The organism is Winogradskyella schleiferi, assembly GCF_013394655.1.
GTDB lineage: Bacteria > Bacteroidota > Bacteroidia > Flavobacteriales > Flavobacteriaceae > Winogradskyella > Winogradskyella schleiferi.
In genome coordinates, this window is the sequence record NZ_CP053351.1 from 3,287,195 (window position 1) to 3,312,514 (window position 25,320).

Annotated in this window: 27 protein-coding genes; 25 read left to right on the forward strand and 2 right to left on the reverse strand. The window is 31.5% G+C overall.

Annotated elements, in window-relative coordinates; translation table 11 throughout:
* Positions 1–407: 407 nt before the first annotated feature.
* Positions 408–791, reverse strand: coding sequence for a hypothetical protein (locus HM990_RS14270; protein ID WP_178989633.1), 384 nt, complete (start codon positions 789–791; stop codon positions 408–410).
* A gap of 87 nt (positions 792–878) precedes the next feature.
* Here HM990_RS14270 and xerA point away from each other — a divergent pair, with 87 nt between their 5' ends.
* The 5 genes from xerA to HM990_RS14300 all read left to right on the forward strand — a co-directional run bounded on the left by xerA (position 879) and on the right by HM990_RS14300 (position 6,116).
* The gene (gene xerA / locus HM990_RS14275; RefSeq protein ID WP_178989635.1) at positions 879–2,006 is read left to right on the forward strand and encodes a site-specific tyrosine recombinase/integron integrase; all 1,128 of its coding nucleotides are present in this window, start codon (positions 879–881) and stop codon (positions 2,004–2,006) included.
* 252 nt (positions 2,007–2,258) lie between these two features.
* Positions 2,259–3,524, forward strand: a complete 1,266-nt coding sequence (locus tag HM990_RS14280) for a DNA cytosine methyltransferase (RefSeq protein WP_178989637.1) — start codon at positions 2,259–2,261, stop codon at positions 3,522–3,524.
* Positions 3,521–4,600: an HpaII family restriction endonuclease gene (locus HM990_RS14285; protein ID WP_178989639.1), complete on the forward strand. Its 1,080-nt coding sequence runs from the start codon at positions 3,521–3,523 to the stop codon at positions 4,598–4,600. Before HM990_RS14280 ends, HM990_RS14285 begins: the two co-directional genes overlap by 4 nt.
* A 324-nt stretch (positions 4,601–4,924) precedes the next feature.
* Entirely contained in the window at positions 4,925–5,761 is an 837-nt protein-coding gene (locus HM990_RS14295) for an HNH endonuclease (protein ID WP_178989643.1), read from the forward strand.
* Positions 5,762–5,915: 154 nt separating this feature from the next.
* Complete coding sequence (locus HM990_RS14300; RefSeq protein WP_178989645.1) at positions 5,916–6,116, forward strand: hypothetical protein; 201 nt, start codon at positions 5,916–5,918, stop codon at positions 6,114–6,116.
* Here HM990_RS14300 and HM990_RS14305 read toward each other — a convergent pair.
* Positions 6,102–6,548, reverse strand: a complete 447-nt coding sequence (locus HM990_RS14305) for a hypothetical protein (RefSeq protein ID WP_178989647.1) — start codon at positions 6,546–6,548, stop codon at positions 6,102–6,104. The genes HM990_RS14300 and HM990_RS14305 overlap by 15 nt on opposite strands.
* A 322-nt stretch (positions 6,549–6,870) precedes the next feature.
* On the opposite strand from HM990_RS14305, the gene HM990_RS14310 reads away from it, so the two are divergent.
* The 20 genes from HM990_RS14310 to HM990_RS14405 all read left to right on the forward strand — a co-directional run bounded on the left by HM990_RS14310 (position 6,871) and on the right by HM990_RS14405 (position 25,251).
* The gene (locus tag HM990_RS14310; RefSeq protein WP_178989648.1) at positions 6,871–7,638 is read left to right on the forward strand and encodes a hypothetical protein; all 768 of its coding nucleotides are present in this window, start codon (positions 6,871–6,873) and stop codon (positions 7,636–7,638) included.
* Between the two features lie 165 nt (positions 7,639–7,803).
* Positions 7,804–8,598 (forward strand): cation transporter, encoded by a 795-nt coding sequence (locus HM990_RS14315; RefSeq protein WP_178989650.1) that lies wholly within the window; start codon positions 7,804–7,806, stop codon positions 8,596–8,598.
* Between the two features lie 244 nt (positions 8,599–8,842).
* Entirely contained in the window at positions 8,843–9,490 is a 648-nt protein-coding gene (locus HM990_RS14320) for a hypothetical protein (RefSeq protein WP_178989652.1), read from the forward strand.
* Between the two features lie 153 nt (positions 9,491–9,643).
* On the forward strand, positions 9,644–9,835 hold the full coding sequence (locus HM990_RS14325; protein WP_178989654.1) for a hypothetical protein: 192 nt from the start codon (positions 9,644–9,646) through the stop codon (positions 9,833–9,835).
* 2 nt (positions 9,836–9,837) lie between these two features.
* Positions 9,838–10,212 carry a hypothetical protein gene (locus tag HM990_RS14330; protein WP_178989656.1) on the forward strand — a complete coding sequence of 125 codons (375 nt, stop codon included), beginning with the start codon at positions 9,838–9,840 and terminating at the stop codon, positions 10,210–10,212.
* A 164-nt stretch (positions 10,213–10,376) separates the two neighbouring features.
* Positions 10,377–12,188, forward strand: coding sequence for an AAA family ATPase (locus tag HM990_RS14335; RefSeq protein ID WP_178989657.1), 1,812 nt, complete (start codon positions 10,377–10,379; stop codon positions 12,186–12,188).
* Between the two features lie 172 nt (positions 12,189–12,360).
* Positions 12,361–13,815, forward strand: coding sequence for a hypothetical protein (locus HM990_RS14340; RefSeq protein ID WP_178989659.1), 1,455 nt, complete (start codon positions 12,361–12,363; stop codon positions 13,813–13,815).
* A 171-nt stretch (positions 13,816–13,986) separates the two neighbouring features.
* Positions 13,987–14,424 (forward strand): PaaI family thioesterase, encoded by a 438-nt coding sequence (locus HM990_RS14345; RefSeq protein WP_028284032.1) that lies wholly within the window; start codon positions 13,987–13,989, stop codon positions 14,422–14,424.
* Positions 14,425–14,657: 233 nt separating this feature from the next.
* Positions 14,658–15,500, forward strand: coding sequence for a TIR domain-containing protein (locus tag HM990_RS14350; protein ID WP_178989662.1), 843 nt, complete (start codon positions 14,658–14,660; stop codon positions 15,498–15,500).
* The gene (locus tag HM990_RS14355) at positions 15,497–16,051 is read left to right on the forward strand and encodes a hypothetical protein (RefSeq protein WP_178989664.1); all 555 of its coding nucleotides are present in this window, start codon (positions 15,497–15,499) and stop codon (positions 16,049–16,051) included. The genes HM990_RS14350 and HM990_RS14355 overlap by 4 nt, the downstream gene beginning before the upstream one ends.
* Before the next feature lie 654 nt (positions 16,052–16,705).
* Positions 16,706–17,914: a hypothetical protein gene (locus HM990_RS14360; protein WP_178989665.1), complete on the forward strand. Its 1,209-nt coding sequence runs from the start codon at positions 16,706–16,708 to the stop codon at positions 17,912–17,914.
* Positions 17,915–17,917: 3 nt separating this feature from the next.
* Positions 17,918–19,753, forward strand: coding sequence for an ATP-binding protein (locus HM990_RS14365; RefSeq protein ID WP_178989667.1), 1,836 nt, complete (start codon positions 17,918–17,920; stop codon positions 19,751–19,753).
* Positions 19,740–20,117: a hypothetical protein gene (locus HM990_RS14370; protein ID WP_178989669.1), complete on the forward strand. Its 378-nt coding sequence runs from the start codon at positions 19,740–19,742 to the stop codon at positions 20,115–20,117. The genes HM990_RS14365 and HM990_RS14370 overlap by 14 nt, the downstream gene beginning before the upstream one ends.
* A 227-nt stretch (positions 20,118–20,344) precedes the next feature.
* Entirely contained in the window at positions 20,345–20,551 is a 207-nt protein-coding gene (locus HM990_RS14375; protein WP_178989671.1) for a hypothetical protein, read from the forward strand.
* A gap of 160 nt (positions 20,552–20,711) precedes the next feature.
* Positions 20,712–21,035, forward strand: coding sequence for a hypothetical protein (locus HM990_RS14380; protein ID WP_178989673.1), 324 nt, complete (start codon positions 20,712–20,714; stop codon positions 21,033–21,035).
* Between the two features lie 167 nt (positions 21,036–21,202).
* Entirely contained in the window at positions 21,203–21,859 is a 657-nt protein-coding gene (locus HM990_RS14385) for a pentapeptide repeat-containing protein (RefSeq protein WP_178989675.1), read from the forward strand.
* Positions 21,860–22,651: 792 nt separating this feature from the next.
* On the forward strand, positions 22,652–23,035 hold the full coding sequence (locus HM990_RS14390; RefSeq protein WP_178989677.1) for an FEKKY domain-containing protein: 384 nt from the start codon (positions 22,652–22,654) through the stop codon (positions 23,033–23,035).
* 7 nt (positions 23,036–23,042) lie between these two features.
* Entirely contained in the window at positions 23,043–23,486 is a 444-nt protein-coding gene (locus tag HM990_RS14395; protein WP_178989679.1) for a DUF4262 domain-containing protein, read from the forward strand.
* A 164-nt stretch (positions 23,487–23,650) separates the two neighbouring features.
* On the forward strand, positions 23,651–24,229 hold the full coding sequence (locus tag HM990_RS14400; protein ID WP_178989681.1) for a hypothetical protein: 579 nt from the start codon (positions 23,651–23,653) through the stop codon (positions 24,227–24,229).
* A 167-nt stretch (positions 24,230–24,396) separates the two neighbouring features.
* Positions 24,397–25,251 carry an aldo/keto reductase gene (locus HM990_RS14405; protein ID WP_178989682.1) on the forward strand — a complete coding sequence of 285 codons (855 nt, stop codon included), beginning with the start codon at positions 24,397–24,399 and terminating at the stop codon, positions 25,249–25,251.
* The last annotated feature ends 69 nt before the right edge of the window (positions 25,252–25,320 follow it).

The window sequence follows — 25,320 nt, forward strand, 5'->3', positions numbered from 1 at the left end:
TAATTTTGAGTTTTATAGTGTAATAGAAATCAAAAGAGAATTTATTAAAGTGACAGTTCTTACTCTTGAATACCCATATTAAAATTTTTTTGCATTCAAATAAATAATAACTATTGGAATACAAAAAAAATTTCAAAGGAGAAATTTGGTGTACCTACGTTGCACCCAAGCCATAAAAAAAGCCCTTCAATTTATTGAAAGGCTTGATGTTTCTAGTAGCGGGAACTGGACTCGAACCAGTGACCTTCGGGTTATGAGTTTGAAGATTAAAATTTCTACCCCCTGTTTATGCGGCTTTCCAGCTGTTTATTTTACAAAAACGTATGCACTTTCGTATGCAAATCGTATGCAGTTTGATGTTGTGGTTAAACATTACTTCTTGTTATTCAAAATTAATGATATTTTGTCTATTTTGACATGTAATCTTGCCATTTTATAAGAACAAATTTCTCTATGTCGTGTTCCATTCGTTTCAGAAACCCATATTCATAAACGAAAAGATAGACATCACCCTTTTTGTTCTTCCAATAATGAGTAAAAAAATTTGGATCAAACCCCTCTTTAACCAAGATCGTTTCTCTAACAATAGCTTTTCCAGCTTTATTGTACTCTTTTAATATTCTGCGATTCAGTCTTAATTGGTTGTCCACCTTGTTGTAAAAACGCTCTGGTTGTTCTTTGGTTTTTTGATATTGGTGCGAACTTTTACAAAGCGGATCGCAGTACTTTTTATCTGTTCTGCCTGTCAGTTTGTTGCCACAACTTAGGCAATTATGATGTAATCTATGCATTTTTTCAAATTAAGTGTATATTATTCGAAAGTTATTCGAATAAGGTACGTTTAAGTTTTTATAATTATATAATTTGATAAAAAAAAGATGGAACTTAATAAAAATATAACCCTTAAACATATTCTGATAGAAAAGAAGAAATGTATTGGTCTCCAATTCAATTCCGATAAGGTCCTTCAGGCCCTCGTAGAAGGTCTTCCGAATATTTCATGGTGTGGTGAGTTAGGTATGTACTATCTTCCTAATATTAAGACAAACCTTGATCTAATATTCAAAACCTTTCACGGTGTAGCCTGGGTGAATGGCAACTATTTCTTTCATGATAAAGTCGTCAACGAGGGTAATCCCGTTATTAAGCTTGACAAGTACAGAAAACGAAATCATGAAGAAGGGTTTAGAGCCTGTCCTGAGTCGTACCTACTAAAGCTAGAACTGAAAAGATATTCGGCTAATACTGTTAAAAACTATGTATCTAGCTTTGAGTCATTCATAAACTATTTCAAGGGTAAACAACTTGAAGAAATTAACGAACTGGATATTAGGAAATACCTTCAACTTCTCATTCAAGACAATTTTTCAAACTCACAGGTCAACCTTTCCATAAACAGTATAAAGTTTTATTATGAAATTGTACTTGGGATGCCAAATCGTTTCTACTCTATTGAGAGACCGATAAAAAAGAAAATGCTTCCCGACATCTTATCTAAAGAAGAGGTCTTACGCATAATAGATTGTGCCAACAATATAAAACACAAATGTATCATAGGACTTCTATACTCCTCTGGGCTTCGACGCAGTGAACTCTTAAATCTAGAGGCTAAGGATATTGATAGTAAGCGCATGGTGATTACCGTAAAAGGTGCCAAAGGCAATAAGGATAGGATTACGGTCTTGAGTCCGAATCTTTTGAAAGACCTGAGGATTTATTATAAGGCATATAGACCTAAAAGCTATCTTTTTGATGGCCTAAAGGGAGGAAAGTATAGTGCTTCAAGTGTTTTGAATATCGTGAAATCTTCAGCTAGAAAAGCGGGAATCCATAAAAAAGTGACACCACATATGCTCAGGCACAGTTTCGCCACACATCTTCTGGAAAACGGAACTGATCTTAGGCATATTCAATTGCTTATGGGGCACAGTTCTACTAAAACAACGGAAATCTATACCCATGTTGCCAACAGTACTTTTTCGGATATAAAAGATTTGTTATCTTAGTCCACATATAATGTGGATATAGTTAATACGTATATCCAATTGTTGTACATAATGCTGGGCCATCGCAAATCCACCGCGAAAACAGCACATTTATTTTTGCCAATCGCACCATCCAAGCTGAAAAAATAAAAGAGCTGTTTCTGCCTTTGCGCTCAAGCAACTTTATCTACAAAAGAATGTGAACAAAAAAGCGAACAAACCGAACAGACTACACAAAACTTTTTTAACTTGTGAAGTTGAATTCCCATTGGTATGATAAAAGAAAGAATTAACATAGAAAACATTGACGGACAGCTATTTGAAATAAAAGTAGTTGAGCCAGAGAATTCTAAACCAGCTTCTTTTACTCACTACTTACATAATCATAAAAACGGAGTTTCGCAGTTTTACAAGAAAGATGCACTTGCTTTTGTGAAAGAAAGATTAGTTAAGGAATACCCTAACGAACAAATTACAAACAAAGTCGCAGAAGATGCACTTCAATATCTGATTTTTGACCTCAATAAATCTGTTTCTTTCCCAGCACCTCAGAAACCAAAATTCAAATTTATCGACCTTTTTGCGGGAATTGGCGGATTTAGAATGGCATTGCAAAATCTCGATGGGAAATGCGTGTTTACAAGCGAATGGGATAAATACTCAAAGCAAACGTACAAAGTAAACTTTGGCGAAATTCCATTTGGCGACATCACAAAACCGAAAACTAAAAGTTACATTCCAAATAATTTCGATGTTCTTTGTGCGGGTTTTCCTTGTCAAGCATTTTCGATTGCGGGAAGACGTGGCGGATTTGAGGACACAAGAGGAACATTATTCTTTGATGTTGCCGAAATCATAAAGGAAAAACAACCAAAAGCAATTTTCCTTGAAAACGTAAAAGGACTTCGAAATCACGATAAAGGAAAAACCTTAAAAACGATTTTAAACGTTTTGAGAGAAGACTTAAATTATTACGTTCCCGAACCACAAATACTAAACGCTAAAGAGTTTGGAGTTCCGCAAAATCGAGAACGTATTTTTATAGTTGGTTTCCGCAAAGATTTAGGAATAAAAGACTTTCGATATCCCGAACCAACAAACAAAGATGCTGTTTTAGATGATATTTTAGAGCAAGAAGAAGTTTCGGTAAAATATTATTTATCGACCACATACGTTCAAACCTTGAAAAACCACAGAGCAAGGCACGAAAGTAAAGGGAACGGATTTGGTTACGAAATAATTCCGAATGATGGCACAGCCAACGCAGTTGTGTGTGGCGGAATGGGCAGAGAAAGAAATTTAGTTTTGGACGACCGATTGACAAACTTCGTTCCCGTAACGAATATTAGTGGCGAGGTAAATCGTGAGGGAATTCGAAAAATGACACCTCGTGAATGGGCAAGACTTCAAGGCTTTCCAGACGACTTTAAAATTGTAGTTTCAGATGCACAAGCGTATAAGCAATTTGGTAATTCAGTTGCAGTTCCAGCAATTCAAGCAACAGCGGAAAAAATTATAGAGAAACTAAACTGCAAATGATTACAGGTAACAAAGGCGAATGGAGCGAAATTTACGCTCTTTTTAAACTATTAGGCGACAAACAACTTTTTCTTGGAGATAAAGACATTGAGAAACTTGAGGGATTAGTTTATCCAATTATTAAAGTTCTGCGCTCAGAGAATAATGGCGATTTTGAATATTCTATTCAAGATGAGATAATTCTTATTTCTGGAAACGAACAAATATTAAAAATCCCAATAGAAGAATTCAAAACCAAAGCTCTTTTTCTTTTAAATGCAATTAAAGAAAATCGAGAGCGGACTTTTTCCGTTCCAGAGATTGAGGAATTTATGCAATCAATAAATTGTATGTCTTTGAAAGCAAGTTCGTCAGCGAAAACGGACATTACAATTGTTGTTCACGACCAAAGAACAAATCAACAACCAACTCTTGGATTTAGCATTAAATCACAGCTTGGTAGTCCTTCTACTCTATTAAACGCTGGAAAAACTACAAACTTTATTTACGAAATTGGTTTTGTAAATCTATCAAAAAATGAAGTTGAGGAAATCAATTCTATTTCTTCACGAAGTAAAATAATGGATAGAATTACACAAATTCTAAAAAAAGGCGGAACATTCGAGTTTGTGAAAACTGAAAGGCAGGTTTTCTCGAATAATCTTGTTTTAATCGACAGTTTATTACCTCAGATTCTGTCGGAAATTGTGTTTGACTTTTATTCAAGTGATAACTCTCATTTGAAAGATTTAGTTAACTCAACAGCCAAGAAAAATCCTTTGGAATTTGATATTGAGAACGAACACAAATTTTACGAATACAAGATAAAGCGATTTCTAACTGATGTTGCACTTGGAATGATGCCATCAAAGGTATGGAGCGGAAAATACGATGCAACAGGTGGCTATCTTATAGTTAAAGAAAATGGCGATGTTCTTTGTTACCATATTTACAACAGAAACGAGTTTGAGGATTACTTGCTTAATAATACCAAACTTGATACAGCAAGTTCTTCTCGACACGGATTTGGCGAAATTTATGAAGAAAAAGGACATCTTTATTTCAATTTGAATTTACAAATTAGATTCACAAAATAACCAACGCTAAGAGCCATACACATTTCCAGTCGCTACAGCCAAAGCATCACCAAAACTGTAAAAGAGTATGTCTCTGCCAACGCTACAAGCAGAACGAAAAAGCACTATGTACAACAAAGTATAAAAATAATAGGGCGATTTTAGCTTAATCAAAAGGTCGTTTTGTCTCTACAAAGTCGCCCGTTTTTTGTTTTAGCTTTTAATTAATGTAAATTGTAAAACCAATAAAACAAAAAACGGGCTTGTGGCTCAACCGAATGGTTTGCGGATGTTTTCTGCCCTACTATTCTTATACCAGACCGTTGTGGTGCATTAGAAAAAACTATGAAATGTATTTTTTGCAAACAAGAAGCTTCTAACTCTAAGAGTGTAGAACACATTGTTCCTGAATCGCTTGGCAACAAAACCAATGTCTTGCCAAAAGGAATAGTTTGTGATAAATGTAATAGTTATTTCGCCTTAAAAATTGAAAAAAAAGTTTTAGAAACTGACTACTTTAAAAGTTTAAGACATCGAAACGGAATCGAATCTAAGAAAAGAAAAATCCCGAAAGGAACCGCAATAATTCCAAAGACTAAATATAAAGCTGACGTAATTCGAGATAAGGATGATAAAAAACCAACTGAAATTATCTTAGATACAGAATCATTTGAACTTATAAAAAATGGAGAAATAAAGCATCTAATACTTCCTTTCAACACCGATTTTCCGAAAAACGACCAAACCGTATCAAGGTTCTTAGCAAAAATAGGACTAGAAATGATGGCCTTAAGAATGCTAGAAAACAGCAAAATTGACCAAGATTTTTTTGCAGAAGAACTAGCATTAGACCCAATAAGAAACTATGTTCGTTTCAATCAACAAAATGAAAATTGGATTTACAGCTCTAGGAAGATTTATGAAGAAAATGAAAAATTTTTTCTTAAAAATGGAGAATCTGTAGATATGGTATTTGAATGTGATTTTCTCGGAACAAAAGATAGAGAAATGTATTTTGTAATAGCCTTCAAAGGTGTTGAATTTGTTATAAATATGGCAGGTTCATCAATTGAGGGTTATGAAAAATGGTTAAAAGAAAATGACAATATTAGTCCTTTATATTCTAAAGGAAAACATTTTGGATATAATCTGACACCTAACTTTATGAAAGAAAAAAAATAACGCACCACAACAACGTGTATAATTCATTGCTTGGTCTGTGTTTTCTTGGAAAATCCTAGCGGATTTTCTTTTCGGTTTTTATTTGCTAACTTTCGTGCTTAACCAACGCAACAACTCATACACAGAGACGTTGTGCTTCAGCTAAAACAAACAGATGAGTACAGAAGAAAAAACAGAAATTAAATTAGAGAATTTAGTAAAACTTGACCCTAACCAAAGAGATTTTTACAAACTTGCAGAAGGCAGATTAGTTTATGTAGAACATCCTGAAAAAGGAATAGTTTACGCTGATAATATGAATGTATTTATAAATACAATAGAACTAACACAAGAAGAAAAATCAAGACTCGGATAACCCCTTTTCGATAGAGTTGTTTAAATCATTTAGATATAGTTTAAAGTTTGGATTATCTGAATAAAGTGGATAAACTATGTCACTATTAAAACCATAATATTTTAAAAAGGCAGTGGTGTTTATTTTAAGGTGGTGTGAAGACACATCTGACTTATTACTCAGATCATAATCTTTGAAAAATTCACGAACAGTTTCAATCATAAAAGCTTTATGTTTTTCAAAATCAGCCTCAATAGCTAAATGAATATCATCGACTAAAAACTTATTTAAGTAGCCTGTAATCGGATGAAACCTTTCGCCATTATACGTTAGATTTATCTTATTTACGTGAGAAGGCCTTAAAGAATCAATATTATCGGAAAGCGTTTTAGCCAATTCTAAATCTGACTTTTGTTTTTCGGAAAGAGTTTCTAAGTTATGAGTAATTGACATAAAAATATTTTTGACTAAATTAACAAACAAAATCTGACTGACAAGCAGAACGTTGAAATAAAAGCCGAAAGCACAACAATGTGTATAAGCAATAAAGGCTAAAGGTTTTCGCCCGAAAGTAAAACCAATTAATAAACACAACGACAGCTCGAAAAGTCAGTAAATATAACACTTTACTGCCCATACACGAGACCGTTGGCAACAATAATGGAAAAATCGTGCTGCATTCAAGAATTTAGCTCAAAACATTAAAAAAGACGTTTTTCAAGTTTGGTAACAGAAACTCATAATTTACCTTTGTTTTTAATCCAAAAAAGAACTTATGAATTATTCAGAAGAATTAAAGAAAGTTGCTGAATCAAATGCTTTTATTGGAAAAGGAAATCCAAATAGTGATATTTTAATAGTTGGTAAAGAGGTTGCCACTAATGCTGAATCTTCAAATTCTATTGAAGAGCAAAACACAATTAGTTTTGAAAATAATGCAAGTGATTGGATAAAAAACATTCAAAAAAATGTAAAACAAGAGGATATCAATCCTTGGATTTTTAATGAAAATTTAGAATTAGAGAATGTCGATAATAACCCTCTATTTGCATTCAAAGGAAGTATTAAAAAACACACTTCAGACACTTGGAAAAAATATCAAAAACTGTATGATCTAATTTTTAAAGGACAAATAGAAAAAAATAATGAAATAGAGCTTGATTTTCAAAAAGGATTTTTCATAACAGAAATGAGTGAGATTCCTTCAAAAACTACGAACAGTGCACAAAAAAAAGTTAATTTCAAAAATAGATTGCAAAACAGAAAAAACACTTTCTTTAAATCTGTTTTTATACAAAACTTCCCTGTAGTTGTACTTGCCTGTTCCGATTATATAGTTAATAATGATAAAATCCGAGACATTGATAATATTTTTAACGTAGAATTCACTGAAGAAAAAGGAACTGAAAAGCTAAAATTTTGGGTGCATAAAAACAAATCAGGAAAACCAAAATTAGTAATCCATACGAGACAATTGAGTAATGCAGTAGAAGATAATTTACTATTAAAAATTGCAGAAGAAATAAAAGAGTTTGTGAAATGATTACAGTTGCCAACAACGTGTATAATTCATTGCTTTGTCTGTGTGTGCTTGGAAAATCCTCGCGGATTTTCTATTCGGTTTTTATTTGCTAAATTACGTGCTAAACCAACGCAACAACTCATACACAGAGAAGTTGTAAGTAATGCCGAAAAACCCAGAAACCGAATGAAAAAGACAATATTTGAAATTACCAAAATGGACTGTCCTTCAGAGGAAAATCTAATCCGAATGAAATTAGATGGAATTTCAAGCATTGCGAATTTGGACTTTGATATTCCGAATCGAAAATTGACCGTTTTTCACAGCGGAGAAATTGACCAAATCGAAAAGTCAGTTATCGAACTAAATTTAGGTGGAAAGAAAATCTCGACTAAACAAACCGACCAAACGGAATTTAAAGAAAACAAAAACCAAAAAAAGCTACTTTGGTCTGTACTCGTTATAAATTTTGCGTTTTTTATAATCGAAATGACAACAGGAATTATCTCAAAATCTATGGGACTTGTTGCCGATAGTTTAGATATGCTTGCGGACAGTTTTGTTTACGGAATTAGTTTGTTTGCGGTTGGCGGAACAGTAATAAAGAAAAAACGGATTGCCAAACTTGCTGGATATTTTCAAATAATACTTGCGATTATTGGATTTGTAGAAGTTTTAAGAAGATTTTTCGGAGACGAGAAACTTCCCAATTTTTCGACAATGATTATCGTTTCGATTTTCGCACTTATCGCAAACGGAATTTGTCTTTATATTTTGCAAAAGTCAAAAAGTAAAGAAGAAGCACATATGAAAGCGAGTATGATTTTCACCTCGAATGACGTGATTATAAATTTAGGAGTAATAATTGCAGGAATTTTAGTGCATTATTTGAGTTCTAATAAACCTGATTTGATTATTGGAACAATCGTTTTTATATTGGTAATTCAAGGAGCGTTTAGGATTTTGAAATTAAGTAAGTGAATGAAAAAAGCACTACTTACAACACCGTATATAGCTCATAGCTGGGCAGTTGCTTAATCGAAGTTTAGGCATATTTGCGAAGTCCGCCAAATTTTTTAATTTGACTTATTGAGAAAAAAAGGTAATAAGAAAATTAAAAAATCCGGCTAGTGCTTAACCGAAAAAAATATTGATAATTTGCACGCTACGAGCCATATACAAGACCGTTACCACACATTTGAAAAAAATACTCAACATAATAATTTTGACTTTTATTTTGACCTCTTGTCAAAATGAAAAAAAACTGAATGGAACTTGGATATCTGCTTATAAGTTTGCTGATAATGACACAATTAAAGATTATGTTGTCGGAGATTTTCCTTTCAACGAATTAATTACATTCGACAACGGAACTTTTAATTACAAGGAATTTAATTATGGAAACGAAAGAACTGAAAAATTTGAACTAAAAGGGAAAAATTTAGTGGATTTTGGAAATGACTACTTTGTTATTGCTGGAAATGAATACTATGAATCTGAAATGATTGACCCATTAACAAAAGACAGTATTGTATTCAAGAATTATAATCAGAATAGAGTTTATAAGAGGTTGGTAGATTCATTAAAGAATAGGACACCCAAAATAAAATTTACTGGAAAAAAATTCATCAGAAATTTCAGAAAGTGGACGGATACAATCCAATTTATAAATGACTCAGTTTATATCAGCAATTCGTGGAAATTCGGAGATTCCGACCATTTTATGTGGGAACGAGTAAATCATAATGGGTTTGATATTTTATTTACCGAAAATTACGCACCTTTCATTCTAAAAAAACAAATCGGAAATGAAATTTTCATATCAACATTTGGCAATTCAAAAGAAGATTATATTTTAAAAGAAATTGAATAAAAACGTGTGGTAACACCGTGTATAATTAATTGCTTTTTTCTTCTCTACTTGCGAAAATTCCGCAGGAATTTTCACGGGTTCGTAAAAGTTTGCTAAATTAGTTGCTAAACCACGCAACTAATCATACACAAAACCGTTGGCAATAATATAAAAATGACGCTCGAAACGATATACGAAAAAGCAAGTGGAATAATTGGAATTGACGGAATGACTGTCAACGAAAGACTTTATGTTTCCGGATTAATGGATATTTTTGACCAAGCAAAAAAAAATGATAAAGATTTAGCGAAAACAATTCTCAAAGCACTAAAAGTTGACTTAAAGTCCATCGAAAAAATAGATTGATAATGGAATATAGTATTCAAGACAAAAGAGAATTAAATCAAGCTGAAATTGAGTTTCTGACTTATCTATTTGAAAAAGAAAAAACAGAATGGACTGACTTAATCAAAAATCTGAAAGTAATTGCGAGATGTGGTTGCGGAAATTGTCCAACCATAATGTTTGGGAAAAATTTTGAATCTAAAGTTCAGGAAAACGAAAATTTAAAAATTGACTATACTGGAAAAGGTATAAACGGAGAATTAATTGGAATATCTATATTCGGAACTGACCAAATGCCGACTGAATTAGAATTTTACTCAATAGATGGAGAATCTGATATTATAGAAATTCCGAAAATTGACACTCTGAAATCTGTAAAGGAAAAACAAACTGAATAAAAAATACTATTGCCAACAACGTATATAATCCATTGCTAGTACTAGCCTACTTACGAAAATCCTCGCGGATTTTCTATTTGGTTTGTATTTGCTAAATTACGTGCTAAACCACGCAACGTATCATATACAAGACCGTTGTAACCAATACGAGAAAAACCCAACCAATGATATTAGAAACAGTAAAAATCAAAAATTTTAGAGGTTATCAAACCGAAACGATTGTTCCAATTTCAAACTTAACTGCATTTATCGGAAAAAATGATGCTGGAAAATCTACAATACTTGAAGCTCTTGAAATATTTTTCAACAACTCTTTAGTGAATTGCGAAAAAGACGATTTAAATATTACTGCTGACAATAACAAAATTGAAATAACTTGTGTTTTTTCGGATTTTCCAGCACAATTAATAATCGATGCTGCAAACCCTACAACTTTACAAACTGAACATTTATTAAACACACAGAACAAACTCGAAATAAAAAAGGTTTTTGCAGCAACAGCAGCAAAACCAAAAGAGAAAGTTTTTATTATTTGTAATCATCCAAGCATAGCAAATGGAAATGATTTACTTACTCTAAAAAAAGCTGAATTAAAACAGAGAGCTACTGCATTAGGTATCCCAACTGCAAATTACAATGGAAACGTCAATTCATCAATTCGAGAAGCAATAAGAGATTCATTTGGTAATCTAGAACTTCAAGAAACCGAATTGTTAGTAGATAAAGAAGATACTAAAAAAGTTTATGACACTTTAAAATCATATTTACCTCTTTATGCACTTTTCCAATCAGACAGACAAAGTAAAGATGATGATAAAGAAGTAACAGACCCAATGAAAATTGCGGTACAACAAGCTTTATCGGAATTGACTGTTGAACTTGAACATATAAAAGAACAAGTTAGAATTAAAGCTATTGATACAGCGAATAGAACTTTAGCAAAACTTAAAGAAATGTCGCCAGATTTAGCAAACGAATTAATCCCAGAATTTAAAACAGAACCTAAATTTGACTCACAGTTCAAACTAACAATAAAATCAGAAGAAGATATTCCAATCAATAAAAGAGGAAGTGGAATAAGACGACTAATTCTACTGAACTTCTTTAGAGCAGAAGCAGAAAGATTAAGAGCACAAAATCAAGGAAGTCAAATAATATTTGCGTTTGAAGAACCTGAAACCTCTCAACATCCTGACCATCAAGAAATGCTAATTCAAGCATTTATGGAATTATCGAATACGGGAAATTCACAAATTATTTTGACAACACACACACCTGCGCTAGGCGGTTTACTTCCATTAGACAGTTTACGTTTCATTCAAAAAACTGGAAATGATAGAACAGTTGAATTAGGAACAGAAGATGTTTTTGAAAAGATTGCAGATACATTAGGCATTTTAGCCGACCCAATTCCAAAAAATGCAAATGCAATTTTGCTTTTAGAAGGCAAAAGTGATGTGACATTTGTTAATCACACAGCTACCCAATTAAAAAACGGAGGATATATTAACCATACATTTGAAGACAAAAGAATTGCTTTAGTTCCTATTGGTGGTTGTGGTAATTTAAAGCATTGGACTACTCTTCGGTTAATTGACCAATTCGCAATTCCTTATTGCGTAATGCTTGATTCTGACAAAGGAACAAATGAAGAACAGCAAAACATAGATAAAATTCAAGAATTGCGTAATAATGGAATAAAAGCATATTTAACTTTAAAGCGTGAACCTGAAAATTATGTTCATATCGATGTATTAAATTTGCCAGCAGGAAATACTTTTAGTTTTACTGATACTTGTGATGCTAAAGTGTTAATCGCAGCAGAAAAAACTTCAAGAAAACAAAACGTGCTTGAGAACTATTGGACACTAATGTCAACTGAACAAATTAGAGAAGTTGAAATGTATAATGACAACGGAACAGACAGATATGAATTTACAGAAATGTTTGCAGATTTATTAAATATTGTGCCATAAGTACTGGTTACAACACCGTATATAATTTATTGCTAGTCCTAGCCTACTTACGAAAATTCTCGCGAATTTTCTATTCGGTTTTTATTTGCTAAATTACGTGCTAAACCACGCAACAAACCATATACAAACACGTTGTGCGCAATTAAAGAAAAATCCGTAACGAAAATAACATTTGGAAAAAAATAAACTCATAGACAGATACGATTTTGAAAAGCAAGTTTCTTTATCAATAGATGCAATCAAATCTCTAAAAAAAGAGAAAGCATACAAGACTCATCTGCCAAATTTCCCAATTCACGAATCCATAGCTACGAGTTCAAAAAAAAACAAAGGCGATTTCAAAGTGAAATTTTTTGTTGATGGCATATTTGATTATAAATATATGCGAGATTTCAAAAAATTTGGAATTAATGAGAAAATCACTTTTAATAATGACGGTCGTATTAGTTGCATAAATGCTAACTCAACTACGAAAACAAGTGTAACTTTAAGCAGTCCGAAAGTTATTAGTATAACTGTAGATAATTTCCAACAATTAAATGATGAGGACTATAATGATAAAATTCTTCGTCTAGTAGTTCCAACAGAATTAGAAGCTCAATTTGGCGTTTTTACTTGTAAAAGTATTCATATTTCAGGATGCACAACTTTTTGTGGACTTTTAGAGATAGTTGTAAATAATAAAAATTATCATTTATTCAAACATAAAAATGATGATACGAAAGAAAGTTTTTTAATAATAGACAGTCTTGAAAACAATAGTTTCGAAGAATTTAAAACCAATACTTCTGCCATATTATTGGCTTTTGGTTTTGTAACTGGAAATTTGTTTCAAGATGATTATTACTATCAAATCATAAAGGAAGATAATGTAACTATTGCAGAAGCTACTGCTTACTATAAAAACGAGCCTTCAATAATTACACACGCAAGTCTTTTCAATCCTATGGACTTTAGGGATTATTTGAAACATTTTGGACAAGAAAAGGCATTAGATAAAATGTCCCTTCAACTTAAACCAGAAGTATTTTCCCGTATGTGTGAGTTAATTATTGAGAATGTTACTCTTGCAAGGAGTATTAAATTAATTCTTGAGGGTAATCAAACAAAATTATTACTTTTAAAAGCCGGAATTTACTCAATCGCCTTAGAAACAATTACAGGATTTATATCTAAAGAAAATAAAGAAAAGTTAAAACCTATACCTGACAAAAAATTATCGGATTTAATGATTGATAAATTCAATAAAATCTTATCAGAGTATGAGGAATTTATATCCGATTATGGGAATGATATTTTGAAAGCTAAGATTGAAAATATAAACAGTCCAACTAATTCAAAAAAACTATCTAAACCTTTTGAGATTCTTAATCTAAAGCTAACAAAATCTGAATTATTAGTTCTAAATCATAGAAATAAATTTTTACACGGTACTTCACCATTTAAGGAGACAGATTTAGAAAATAAAGAAAATGATATTGCCTACATCTCTAAAAAATTATTGACACTATGTAATTCACTAATTTTAAAATATTGCGGATATAGTGGACATCTTACTGATTATGGTGGATTTCATCAGTTGAATTGGGAAGATAAAGTTACAGAACATTTATTTAAAGTGATATAATAACTGCGCACAACAACGTGTATAATTAATGGCTAGTACTCGCCTACTTACGAAAATCCTCGCGGATTTTCTATTCGGGTTTTATTTACTAACTTAGTTGCTTAAACACGCCACTAACCATACACAAACACGTTACCTGTAAGCCAAGAACAATAATTAGAATCAAAATAAATGATAGAAAAAAACATAGGATTTATTAAACAAATAATTGAAGAAGGTATTCCAGTTCATAAATTTTTAGGACTAAAATTATTGGAACTTGAAAAAGGGTTTGTAAAAGTTAAAGTTCCCTTTAGAGATGAAATTGTTGGAGATATGAGAACAAACAGGTGGCACGGAGGAATTATTGCTACAATAATGGACTCTGTTGGTGGTATTGCAGGAAGCACTCACTTTACGTCATTGGAAGATAAATTAGTAACTATTGATTTAAGAATAGATTATTTAAAAGGTGCTGAAGCATCTGAAATAATTGTGGAAGGTAAAATAGTTAGGTTAGGTAATAGAATACTTGTAACGAAAATGAAAGCCTTTCAGAATGATGAATTAATTGCAGAAGGAAAAGGCGTATATAATTTCATACGAATTAACAAATCAACGGAAAAATAGGAACTGAAACAAAATAGCCTACAGGTAACAAAGTGTAAAAATAATAAGGGTTTTAGTGCTTATCCCAAAGTGAAGTGCATTTTACAAAGTCCGCAAAATTTACAATTTTGCATGTCTATTAATTAAAGAAAAAATTGCAAATTTGGCTAAGTGATAAATTGAAAGTTCAGTCCTTCGAAATCCCTTACTATTCTTACACAAACCGTTGCCATTCATTTTGAAAACCGAACTATATGACAAACAATCGAAATAGAGTTTTTATATCATACAATCATAATGATAGTGATATGGCTCATCGAATTTCTGATTCTTTGCAAAGAGAAAACATAGATGTCATTTTTGATTATAAAGACATTAGCATAGGAGAAAATGTATTTAATCAAATTAGATATATGTACGAATCAAGCGAAACAGTTATTGTTTTACTTTCAAGGTCATTATTCTCATCTGATTATTTTCAACACGAATTTCCGCAATATTTTTTCGAAGAAGCTAGAAAAAGAAAGATTAATATTATTCCCATTTTAATAGAAAAATGCCAAGTTCCAAGTGATTTTTTAGAATTTGAAATTGTTAATTTGACTAACGATTTTAATAAAGGGCTTCAAAGAATAATACAAAAGCTAAAAATTATTCCAGAAATAACTTTTGACCATTTTAGTCCAAGAGAGTTTGAAGAATTCACTTTTGACCTTTTAAAAGCCTTTCGATTTAAAAACATACAAAGAGAACAAACATTCAATGATAGAGGAATTGATTTTATTGCTGAATCATACTCTAACGATGTTTTCGGTTTTCCAACCAAAGAAGTTTGGATGGTAGAGGCAAAATTTTATCGTGAACAAAGGTTTAGTATTAGTTCTTTAAATCAGATTATTGACCTATACAGATACATAAATAGAGAAGACACAAAAATACTTCTAATAACAAATAGTGTTCTAACTTCAGTAGCAGAAGAGTTTATAGAAGAAACGCAAAGAGAAAGAAATATTGAAATTAAAATTCTTGATGGAATTAAACTTAAGAAAGTAGTTACCAAGAGAAAACGTCTCTTAAATAAATACTTTTTGAGATGAGCCAAGTAAACGATTTTATACAGAGGTTGGATGCTTGTCCAATGGGAACAGCAGGTTGGTCTAGATTTGAAAATTTATGCACAGAAATTCTTGCATTCCTTTTTGTTCCACCATTAAATCAACCAACTAGACAAGGACGAACTTATTCAGGAGTAAATAGACGAGATGCTATAATCCCAAATAGAAATATAACTGCAAATGCGACCGAAAATTCGAAAAATTGGCATCATCTCTATTTAGAATTAGAAGCAAGAATGATACTTTTTGAGTTTAAAAACTATGATGCAACAGAAATAGGACACGAAGAAGTCAATCAAACTAGAAATTATATGACAGCTGCAATGGGCAGACTATCAATAATGATTTGCAGTAAAATTCCAAACGATTCGGCACATAGACAAAGAAATACAGTTTATAATCAAGACAATAAAGTCATCATTTTTATTACAAAAGAACAACTGAAAGAAATGCTATTGATAAAAGACCGAAATGAAGACCCATCTGATTTAATAATGGACTTAATTGAAAGATTTTATATCCAACACGAATAAAAAACGAAATGGCAACAACGTATATAACTCATAGCTAAGTAGTTGATTAATCAAAGTTAAGGCATATTTGGAAAGTCGCCAAATTTTTAAATTTGACGATTTAAAATAAAAAAGATAAATAGTAAAATTTAAAAATCTGGCTTGTGCTTAATCAGAAAATAATTTTCTAATTTACACGCTACGAGCCATATACAAAACCGTTAGCAGCAATGACCTTCCTGCATTTTTGCCTAGTTTGTTTTTCGGAGATTTTTTTTGACTTTTAAGCCAGATAAATCAGAAAAAGTGAACCTCTAAAACTCAAACTCTAAAAACCAACTTTGACATCGGACTCGTTTCTCGTCCGCCAAATTTTGTGCCGTTGCGATCTGCGTCGCTCGCCTACTCTACTACGTCGGACTGACAAACAGAACGTTCATTTCTGTAGTTAAAAAATCAAATCATAAAGTCGGACTAACAAGCTCAGCGCACAATTCTGACTCTAATAAATTAAAACACTGCTGCTAACACCGCCTATAATTTATTGCTAGGTCACTGCCGACTTACGAACATTCCTTCGGAATATTCTATCTGTGATTTTTTGCTATCTTAGTGCCGAGACACGCAACAAACCATAGCCCAACCGTTGTATGCAATGCCCGAAAAACAAACTAAATGGAAGATAAAGAACTAAATCATCACAAAAATATATTTCAAGATTGTAACATCAACTTTCTAATTGGTTCAGGATTATCAAATCCATTTTTTGGTACACTCGGAAATATAGAAACTTGGTTGGAAGGTCTTGAAGATTTAAAATCAAAAAAAACCGTAAGTGATGAAAACTATCTTTTAGCAAAATCAACGTTATATAAGACATACTTTGATATTGCAATGAGAGGGAACATTGATATTCACAGTTCAATAATAACTAAAGATGAATTTGAACCAGCAGAAACAACCCCTCAAGAAAAATTAAATAATACTTATAAGGCGTATAAAGACTTTTTCAAAACTCTAAATCATATTTTATACGAAAGAAGAAGTAACACTGTAAACAAACAAATCAATCTGTTCACAACTAACATAGATATTTTTAATGAAAAGCTACTTGAGGATTTAGATTTACAGTTTAATGACGGATTTAATGGAATTTTTAATAAAAAATTCAGTTTAAGTAATTTCAAAAAATCATTTTATCAAAAAAGTCTTCACTATGATAATATTTCTGAAATACCTGTCTTCAATTTATTGAAAATTCACGGTTCAGTTACTTGGGAAATGAAAAATGGGAATATCAACTTTTCAAACCTTGGGATTGTAGAAGAAGTTGACAACGAAATATCAAAGTTATCATTATTAGATATTAAAAAAATGAATGATGACAAGTGGGATTCAGATGACAGAAATCTTACTATAGAGGAAATTGTAGAGGAAGTTGACAAAATAGACCCAAAACCAGATGTCGGCGATTTCATAAGTTCATATGAAAAATTGCAGATTGTAAATCCAACTAAAGACAAATTTAAAGATACTACGTTTAATAAAAACTATTACGAGCTATTAAGATTATATGCTAATGAGTTAGAGAAAGAAAATACCGTGTTATATGTTATGGGTTTCTCAATGGCAGATGAACATATCAGAGAAATTACAATTCGTGCAATTAAGTCAAATCCAACGCTTAAAATTTTTATCGTTTCTTATACTGAGACTGCTGATGATATAATTTCAAATTTCCTTGATGATTTAATCGATATTAAAAGTTTTCCAAATGTAGAGTTCATTTGTCCTGAGAATGGTTTTAATCTAAGGAAATTTAATGATTATCTGTTATTTCCTTTAAGAGATTCTATAATAGAGTATAATAAAACTAATAGCTGATTTATGAATGAAATTCTACAAAAGGATTCAATTTTTAAGGTCGGTAAAGTCATATCTGTAGAAGGTAGGACTATTAAAATTGAAGTTGATAAGGCTAAAAATTCTGCTCACCTCTTATATCAAGGGAAATTACTGCGTAATATTTCTGTAAATGGTTTTGTGAAAATTACAAAAGGTTTTACTAGAATTATTGGAAAAGTTGAAGGAGAATTTATCATTGAAGATAAGCAGTTCAGCAATAAAAAATATACAAACGAAAAGCAAAAAATCAAACGCATATTACAAGTTTCTCTGCTTGGTTTTTTCAGCCCTAAAGGTTTTGAAAGAGGAATAAAAGAGCTTCCTTTGATTAACAATGAATGTTTTCTTTTGGACTTGCCAGAATTTGAAGACGTACACAATTTTGTAAAGAAAAAAGACGACCCATTAATATTAGGAACTTTAACTCACGAGAACAATCAAGAGATTAAGGTAGGAGTCAATGATTTATTTGCTAGTCATATTGGGATTTTTGGGAATACAGGAAGTGGAAAGTCTTATACTCTTGCGAAAATTTATCGGGAACTTTTTCTAAAATACATAGAGAATAATAAGTTTCGAGACAACGCAAAATTCTTCTTCATTGACTTTAACGGAGAATACGTAAACGATAATGTAATTATAAATAAAGACTATAAAAATATTTATTCGCTAAACACAAGAACTGAAAAAGATAAATTTCCGATTTCTGAAGAACAAATCTCAGATTATAATTTTTGGTCATTAGTTCTTGAAGCAACAGAAAAAACTCAAAAGCCTTTTCTTAAAAGAGCCATAGAAAATGATTTTCTTACTCAAAAGATACAAGATGGAGATAGCTTAATCGAGTTTGTAAAATCATTGATATTAAAGATTATCGATAAAAATGATGATAATGTTAATATCGCCCAAATAATAGATTTACTATCACAATTGGGAGATTGTCTTACTAATAGTAATATTTCGCAAACCGTACTAGATTTAAGACAAAACTTACATTATAATTCCACAACACACGGTTTTTACATTGGAACAAACAATTATGATGGAGTTATTCCATATGTAGAAGAATTATTTGGTAACATCGAGTTTGATGAAATTGAGGATGATTATTTGTCAAAGGTTAGAATTAGAATTATTCTACAGTTTCACCACGAAATAATAAATGGATATTCGAATATTGAACATTTGTCACCTTTACTGAAAAGAACGCCACCGAGATTAAATGATTTAAGGAAAGTTATTGTTATTAACGAAGAGGATAGCGATAAAAACATCACTGTTATCTCGCTACGAGACGTTAGTATTCAAATGAGAAAAATGCTTCCTCTTTTAATATGCAAGCAACTTTACGAAAAGAAAAAAGAGGTCAATGAAAAAGAAAAATATCTAAATATAATTATTGACGAAGCTCACAATATTTTATCATCTATATCTCAAAGAGAAAGCGAGACTTGGAAAGATTATAGACTAGAGACATTTGAAGAAATAATAAAGGAAGGTAGAAAGTTTGGAACATTTTTGACAATTGCAAGTCAAAGACCTTCGGATATATCTGCTACAATCATATCTCAATTACATAACTTCTTTCTACATAGATTAATTAACAACAACGATATTAAAGCTGTAGAAAGAACTGTGTCGTATTTAGATAAGCTTTCATTTGAATCTTTACCAATTTTACCAACTGGTACTTGTATTTTGGCTGGACTTTCAGCTCAAGTGCCAGTTATGATTGACATTGGTAAAATCAAACCAGAATCTGAACCTGACAATAAAACTATGTTGCTTATAGAAAATTGGAAAGATGAATTGGATTAAAATTTTAAAAGCTTACCATCAAGGTAAATTTAACAGATATTATTACGGACTTACACCAAGAATGATAATTGGAGCTAGTCAGCATCCTATCGGAACGGCTTTTGAAAATGAACAAGTTGCCTATGATACGGCTTATGGAATATTCGAAGAAATGGTTGAATATAATGAAGATGGGCTTATCGTTACATCAAACTATTGTGGAATTCACAAAGGACCTGTTTTGTCATTCACAGAAGGCAATTTGACTGCTGACTCTATTGGAACAAGTTTTAAAAGTATTTGGGATAGATATGGAGATGAAATTATTTCTGGAGAATTTGGAATCTCAGACTATGATAAAAAAACATTGAATGAAATTGACTAACTAATAATTTTAGTAAAAGCACTGCATACAACAACGTATATAGCTCATAGCTAGTCAGTTGCTTAATCGAAGTTAAGGCATATTTGGAAAGTCGCCAAATTTTTTAATTTGGCTTATTGAGAAAATATAATAAGAAAAATTAAAAAATTCGGCTCGTGCTTCATCCGAAAATAATTTCATAATTTGCAAGCTACGAGCCATATACAGAGACGTTGTGTACAATTAAAATGAACGAAATCTTAAAGAAATTATCGCAAGAACTTTTAAGCGGAAAAGAAGTCGCAGAACTCTTTGATAATCCAAAAGATTTTCCAATCAAATTAGTTGAAGATCTATCAATCGAAACAGCTCTGAATTATTGGAATGAAAAAACTGACTTTGAAAATGGAGATTGCATAATGAACAATCTTCAAACATTTTGGGTCACAAATTAACATTATTGTAAAAATTTTGAATTCGGAAAAATTTCATGGGAATGTTACGAAGCTTTTGATGCTGGAGAATATATTAGATCAACTGATAGCATTGAAATTGATCCAGCGGAAAAGTATTCAAAACCATTGATTGAAAAATTATTAAAACGATTAAACCTAATTGAATAAATTAATGCCGACGTATCCACCAAGAAATACAGCAACAAAGAAAAATCAAATTCTGAATTATAAAATTTTTGAGTTTCTGTCATTACTTGATTTAGAATCAACAGATGAGAAAAAGAATAAAAAAGCTGAAGAAGTTAGAATTGCGATGCTTAATCTAATTAAGGCGAGAATAACATTGACTAAATCTTATAAATCAGATGATGAGAATAAATCTTCTATTCAGTCGCGAGAAAAATTAAATATTGACAAAACTAATTGGGAATCCTACACATACAATGATATAAAGGATTATTGCGAGAAAAACAGAAAAGTATAGTTTAAAAATAACTGTACACAACACCGTGTATAATTAATTGCTTTGGTCGTTGCTTATTTGGAAAATTCCTTCGGAATTTTCTCGCGTTCGTTTTTGTTTACTAAATTAGTTGCTGAAACACGCAACTAACCATACACAAGCACGTTGTAAATAATGCGATGAACGAAATGGAAAACAGAACATTAGAAGAATTTCTGACTGCTTATTCAGAAGGAAAAAGACATTTTCTCAATTGGGATTTTGACGAAGAACTTTCTGTAAGCGGAATAGATTTAACTGACGTCTACTTTGAAAAGTGTTTCCTTTTTTTAGATTTCAGAAAGACTAAATTAACCAACTCGAAATTTATAGGTTGTAATATAAAAACTGCCGATTTTAGAGATTCTGATTTAACAAATGCAATTATTAAAAATTGTTCTGTAGAATCAACAATGTTCAAAGGAGCAAAAACTGAAAACCTGATTTTTGAGGAAAATTATTGCTATGGAAATACAGTCAATAAAAAAGATTTTGAAAAAATTTTCAAAGAATCCGATGAGAATTATACGAGAATTAAACTAACAAACGGATTTCCAAATGCTCACGGAATTGGAAATATTCTGACTGGAGAAATAATTGAAGGAGATATAAATGTCAATGATTTACTAATTTTAAACAACGGAACTGAAATACCAATTGTTGAAGTGGAATTCCATAAAATTATTCCAAAACAAAGGAATTTTGCAATTACAATTCCAAGAGAATTTGACAATGCAGAAACTTGGCACAAATTATATGGAACTGAATTAAAAATAAAAAAACACTACTTACAACACCGTGTATAATTAATTGCTTGGTCACTGCCGACTTACGAACATTCCTGCGGAATATTCTATCTGTGATTTATTTACTAAATTAGTTGCTTAACCACGCAACTAACCATACACAACAACGTTGTAAGCAATTGCTCAGCTTCACCTTAAGACTTTTAATTCGAATGTTTTTGCGCTAAATAAAGGACTGTTAGAGTCTGGTAAATCTAAGTGTATGATAATGGATCATTCGCTGGACAAGTTTTCGGCGGGAAAAGCCGTGAAAATGAATTTTCAAACGAGCGTTGTCGTTATAAAACTTGATAGCCAAGGTACATGTTTAAAATTAGAAAGTCAAGTCCCAGTGCATTTTAATCATGTACCTTAAGTGATTTACCATACTCTTTTTGAGCAGTTTAAGAACAAATGCGCCTAAATTAAACGATCCATACACGCTATGTATAGCTCATGGAATTTATAAAAACAACCTGGATTTCTTAAATCGGACTGAAGCCGAGCAACTGACATTTATATCATTTCATTTTTTGCAGTAATTTAATGAAATGAGACTCTTAAACCACTTAAAAAAGCAGAGCGCAGATATAGTCGTGGTTTAAAATATAAAGCTCACAACACTGTATATAAACAATAAGGGATGCTGTGCCTAACCTAAAGACTCTAAGAGTAGCACAGCCGCCAATTTAGAAGAAAATATTTAGAGCATTTTAAACATTTTTGCTAAATTGGCTTATACAAAAATCTTACAGTAGTTGATTTTTTAATCCCTTACTGTTTATATACTTTACGTTGTATGCAATTTGAGAAATGAATCGAAAAACAATAATATTTAGTGGAATAATATTCATTCTAATCGGAATTGGATTGTGGAATTTCGGTATTTTTAATCGATTTAATTACTTAACCGCTAAATCTGACATCAAGAATAATTCACCTCAAAAAATAATAGTTGGAGAATTAATGATTTCACCAATGGAAATGGACAAAATAAGTGAGAAATACGGATTTACTAACGTCGGATTTGGATGTATTGTGAGCGGAACTGAATTAAATGGAATTGAAATTTACAACGCAGAAATTGATAAGTATTTGACCAACAAAAACGGAACTGACTGGAAAATAAAATATCTAAAAGAAATCGACTCATTGACTGAATTAAAACAGAAAGAGTGGAAAAAACAGTTTGAATAAAAATTAGATGAATAAGGAGCAAAAGCAAAAATATTTTGAAAAAGTTTATCGAAATATCGAGCAATATGGATTTCATATGACTTGTGTAATGGAAGAAACTGAATTTACACCTTTTGGATATTCAACTGGAATCTTTCATAGTTTTGAGATTCCAGAATTATTCATTTCTGGTCTTCCAAGTGGACTAACATCTGAATTGATTGAAAATTATGTTGAGAAATACAAATTCAAAACAGTTCCTATTAATCGAAAAATAAATGATTTAATTGACCGATTTCCTGTTTATTTTATTGAGGTTAAAAACGAATTACTGACGGAATACACCTTGAGTTCTTTTAAATTTTATGAAAATTCAGAATTTAAATATTTACAATTAATTTTCCCTGACTTAAATGGTCATTTTCCAAACGAATCAGAATATGATTATGACCAAGAAATATTAGGAGAATAAAAAACTGCATACAACAATGTGTATAATTCATTGCTAGTTATAGCCTACTTACGAAAGTCCTCGCGGACTTTCTATCTGTGATTTATTTGCTAACTTTAGTGCTTAAACACGCAACGAAATCATACACAAAACCGTTGCCAACAAGCTAAAAACAACGCCCTGAATTGAAAACCAAACAACCATATCTGAAAGGAAAATCCGTCTTTATAGTTTCATTACTCGTAATCGGAATTACTATTCTGACCGTTTATCTGACTGGAATAAATTACAATCGGAGTTTGACTTCCAATCTCTATTTGTCGCTCGGAATTATAGCAACAGCTTTATTTCTTTTTATGACTTACGGACTTTATACTGGAATTGGATTGATTGACAATTTTCCAAAATTTCGGAATTTTAAAAGTGGTGATTTCCTTGCTCATAGCGGAACTGGACCCACAATGGAAATTCCATCAGTCGGAGATGGAATTGGCGGATTTATTATGTCGATTGTATTATGGATTGCGATGTCGATATTGTTTGTGGTTTTATTAATAGTCTTGGAAGCCGTTTTTTGGTTTTCGTTATTCATAATTTTAGCAATGCTTTACTGGATTTTCTTTAGAGCAATGAAACTTGTTTTTAATAAATCAAAAGATACGAAAGGAGATATTGGAATTTCAGCAGTTTACTCGCTGACTTATACTCTACTCTATGTTGGTTGGATTTTCGGAATCGTTTATCTGACTGAAATAATAAAATAAAGCCAGTTGGCAACACCGTGTATAATTAATTGCTCGGTCACTGCCGACTTACGAACATTCCTGCGGAATATTCTATCTGTGATTTATTTGCTAAATTAGTTGCTTAACCACGCAACTAACCATACACAAAACCGTTAGCAGCCATATAATAAAAAACGTTATAAAAAATGAAAGAAATAGTATTAAACGACGGAAATAAGTTACCAATTATAGGTTTTGGAACATACAAATCTACCGAGGAAGAAGGTATTCAATCTATAAAAAATGCTTTAAATCTAGGTTACAGAATGTTTGATACAGCCGCCAAATATGATAATGAAAAAGAAGTTGGAAAAGCAATAAATGAAAGTGGAATCGATAGAAGAGAAATTATCGTAACCACAAAATTATGGCGTGAAAATTTAGGTTATGAAGAAGCTAAAAAAGCTTTTGACAAATCACTTAAAAAACTTGGATTGGATTACATTGACTTGTATTTAATCCATTGGCCTGCGAATGCAAAAAACTATAAAGATTGGCAAAAAGCAAATGCAGATAGTTGGCGTGCAATGGAGGAACTTCAAGCGGAAGGGAAAATAAAGTCCATTGGAGTAAGTAATTTTTGGCAAGAACATTTAGAGGCACTTTTTCAAACTGCAAACGTAATCCCTGCTATCAATCAGATTGAATTTCACCCTGGTTATTGGCAATCAGAATTGACGGAATTTTGTAAAAAAAATAATATTGTAGTTGAATCTTGGTCACCTTTGGCAAGAGGAAAAGTGTTTGGAAATGAAATAATCCAAACTATCGCTAAACAACACAATAAATCTATAGCTCAAATCTGTTTGAGATGGATAACTCAACACGAAACCATCGTTATTCCGAAATCAAATACACCAAAAAGAATTGAGGAAAATATTAATATTTTTGACTTTAAATTATCAAAGGAGGAAATGAAGCAAATAAATGAACTTCCAGAAATGGGGTTTAGCGGAGAATTGCCTAACATTTGGCCAGATGTATTAAATGTTAAAAACTAAAAATACGGATGCTAACACCATGTATAAACCATTGCTGGAGTCTGTGCCCATCTGGAAAATTCCTGCGGA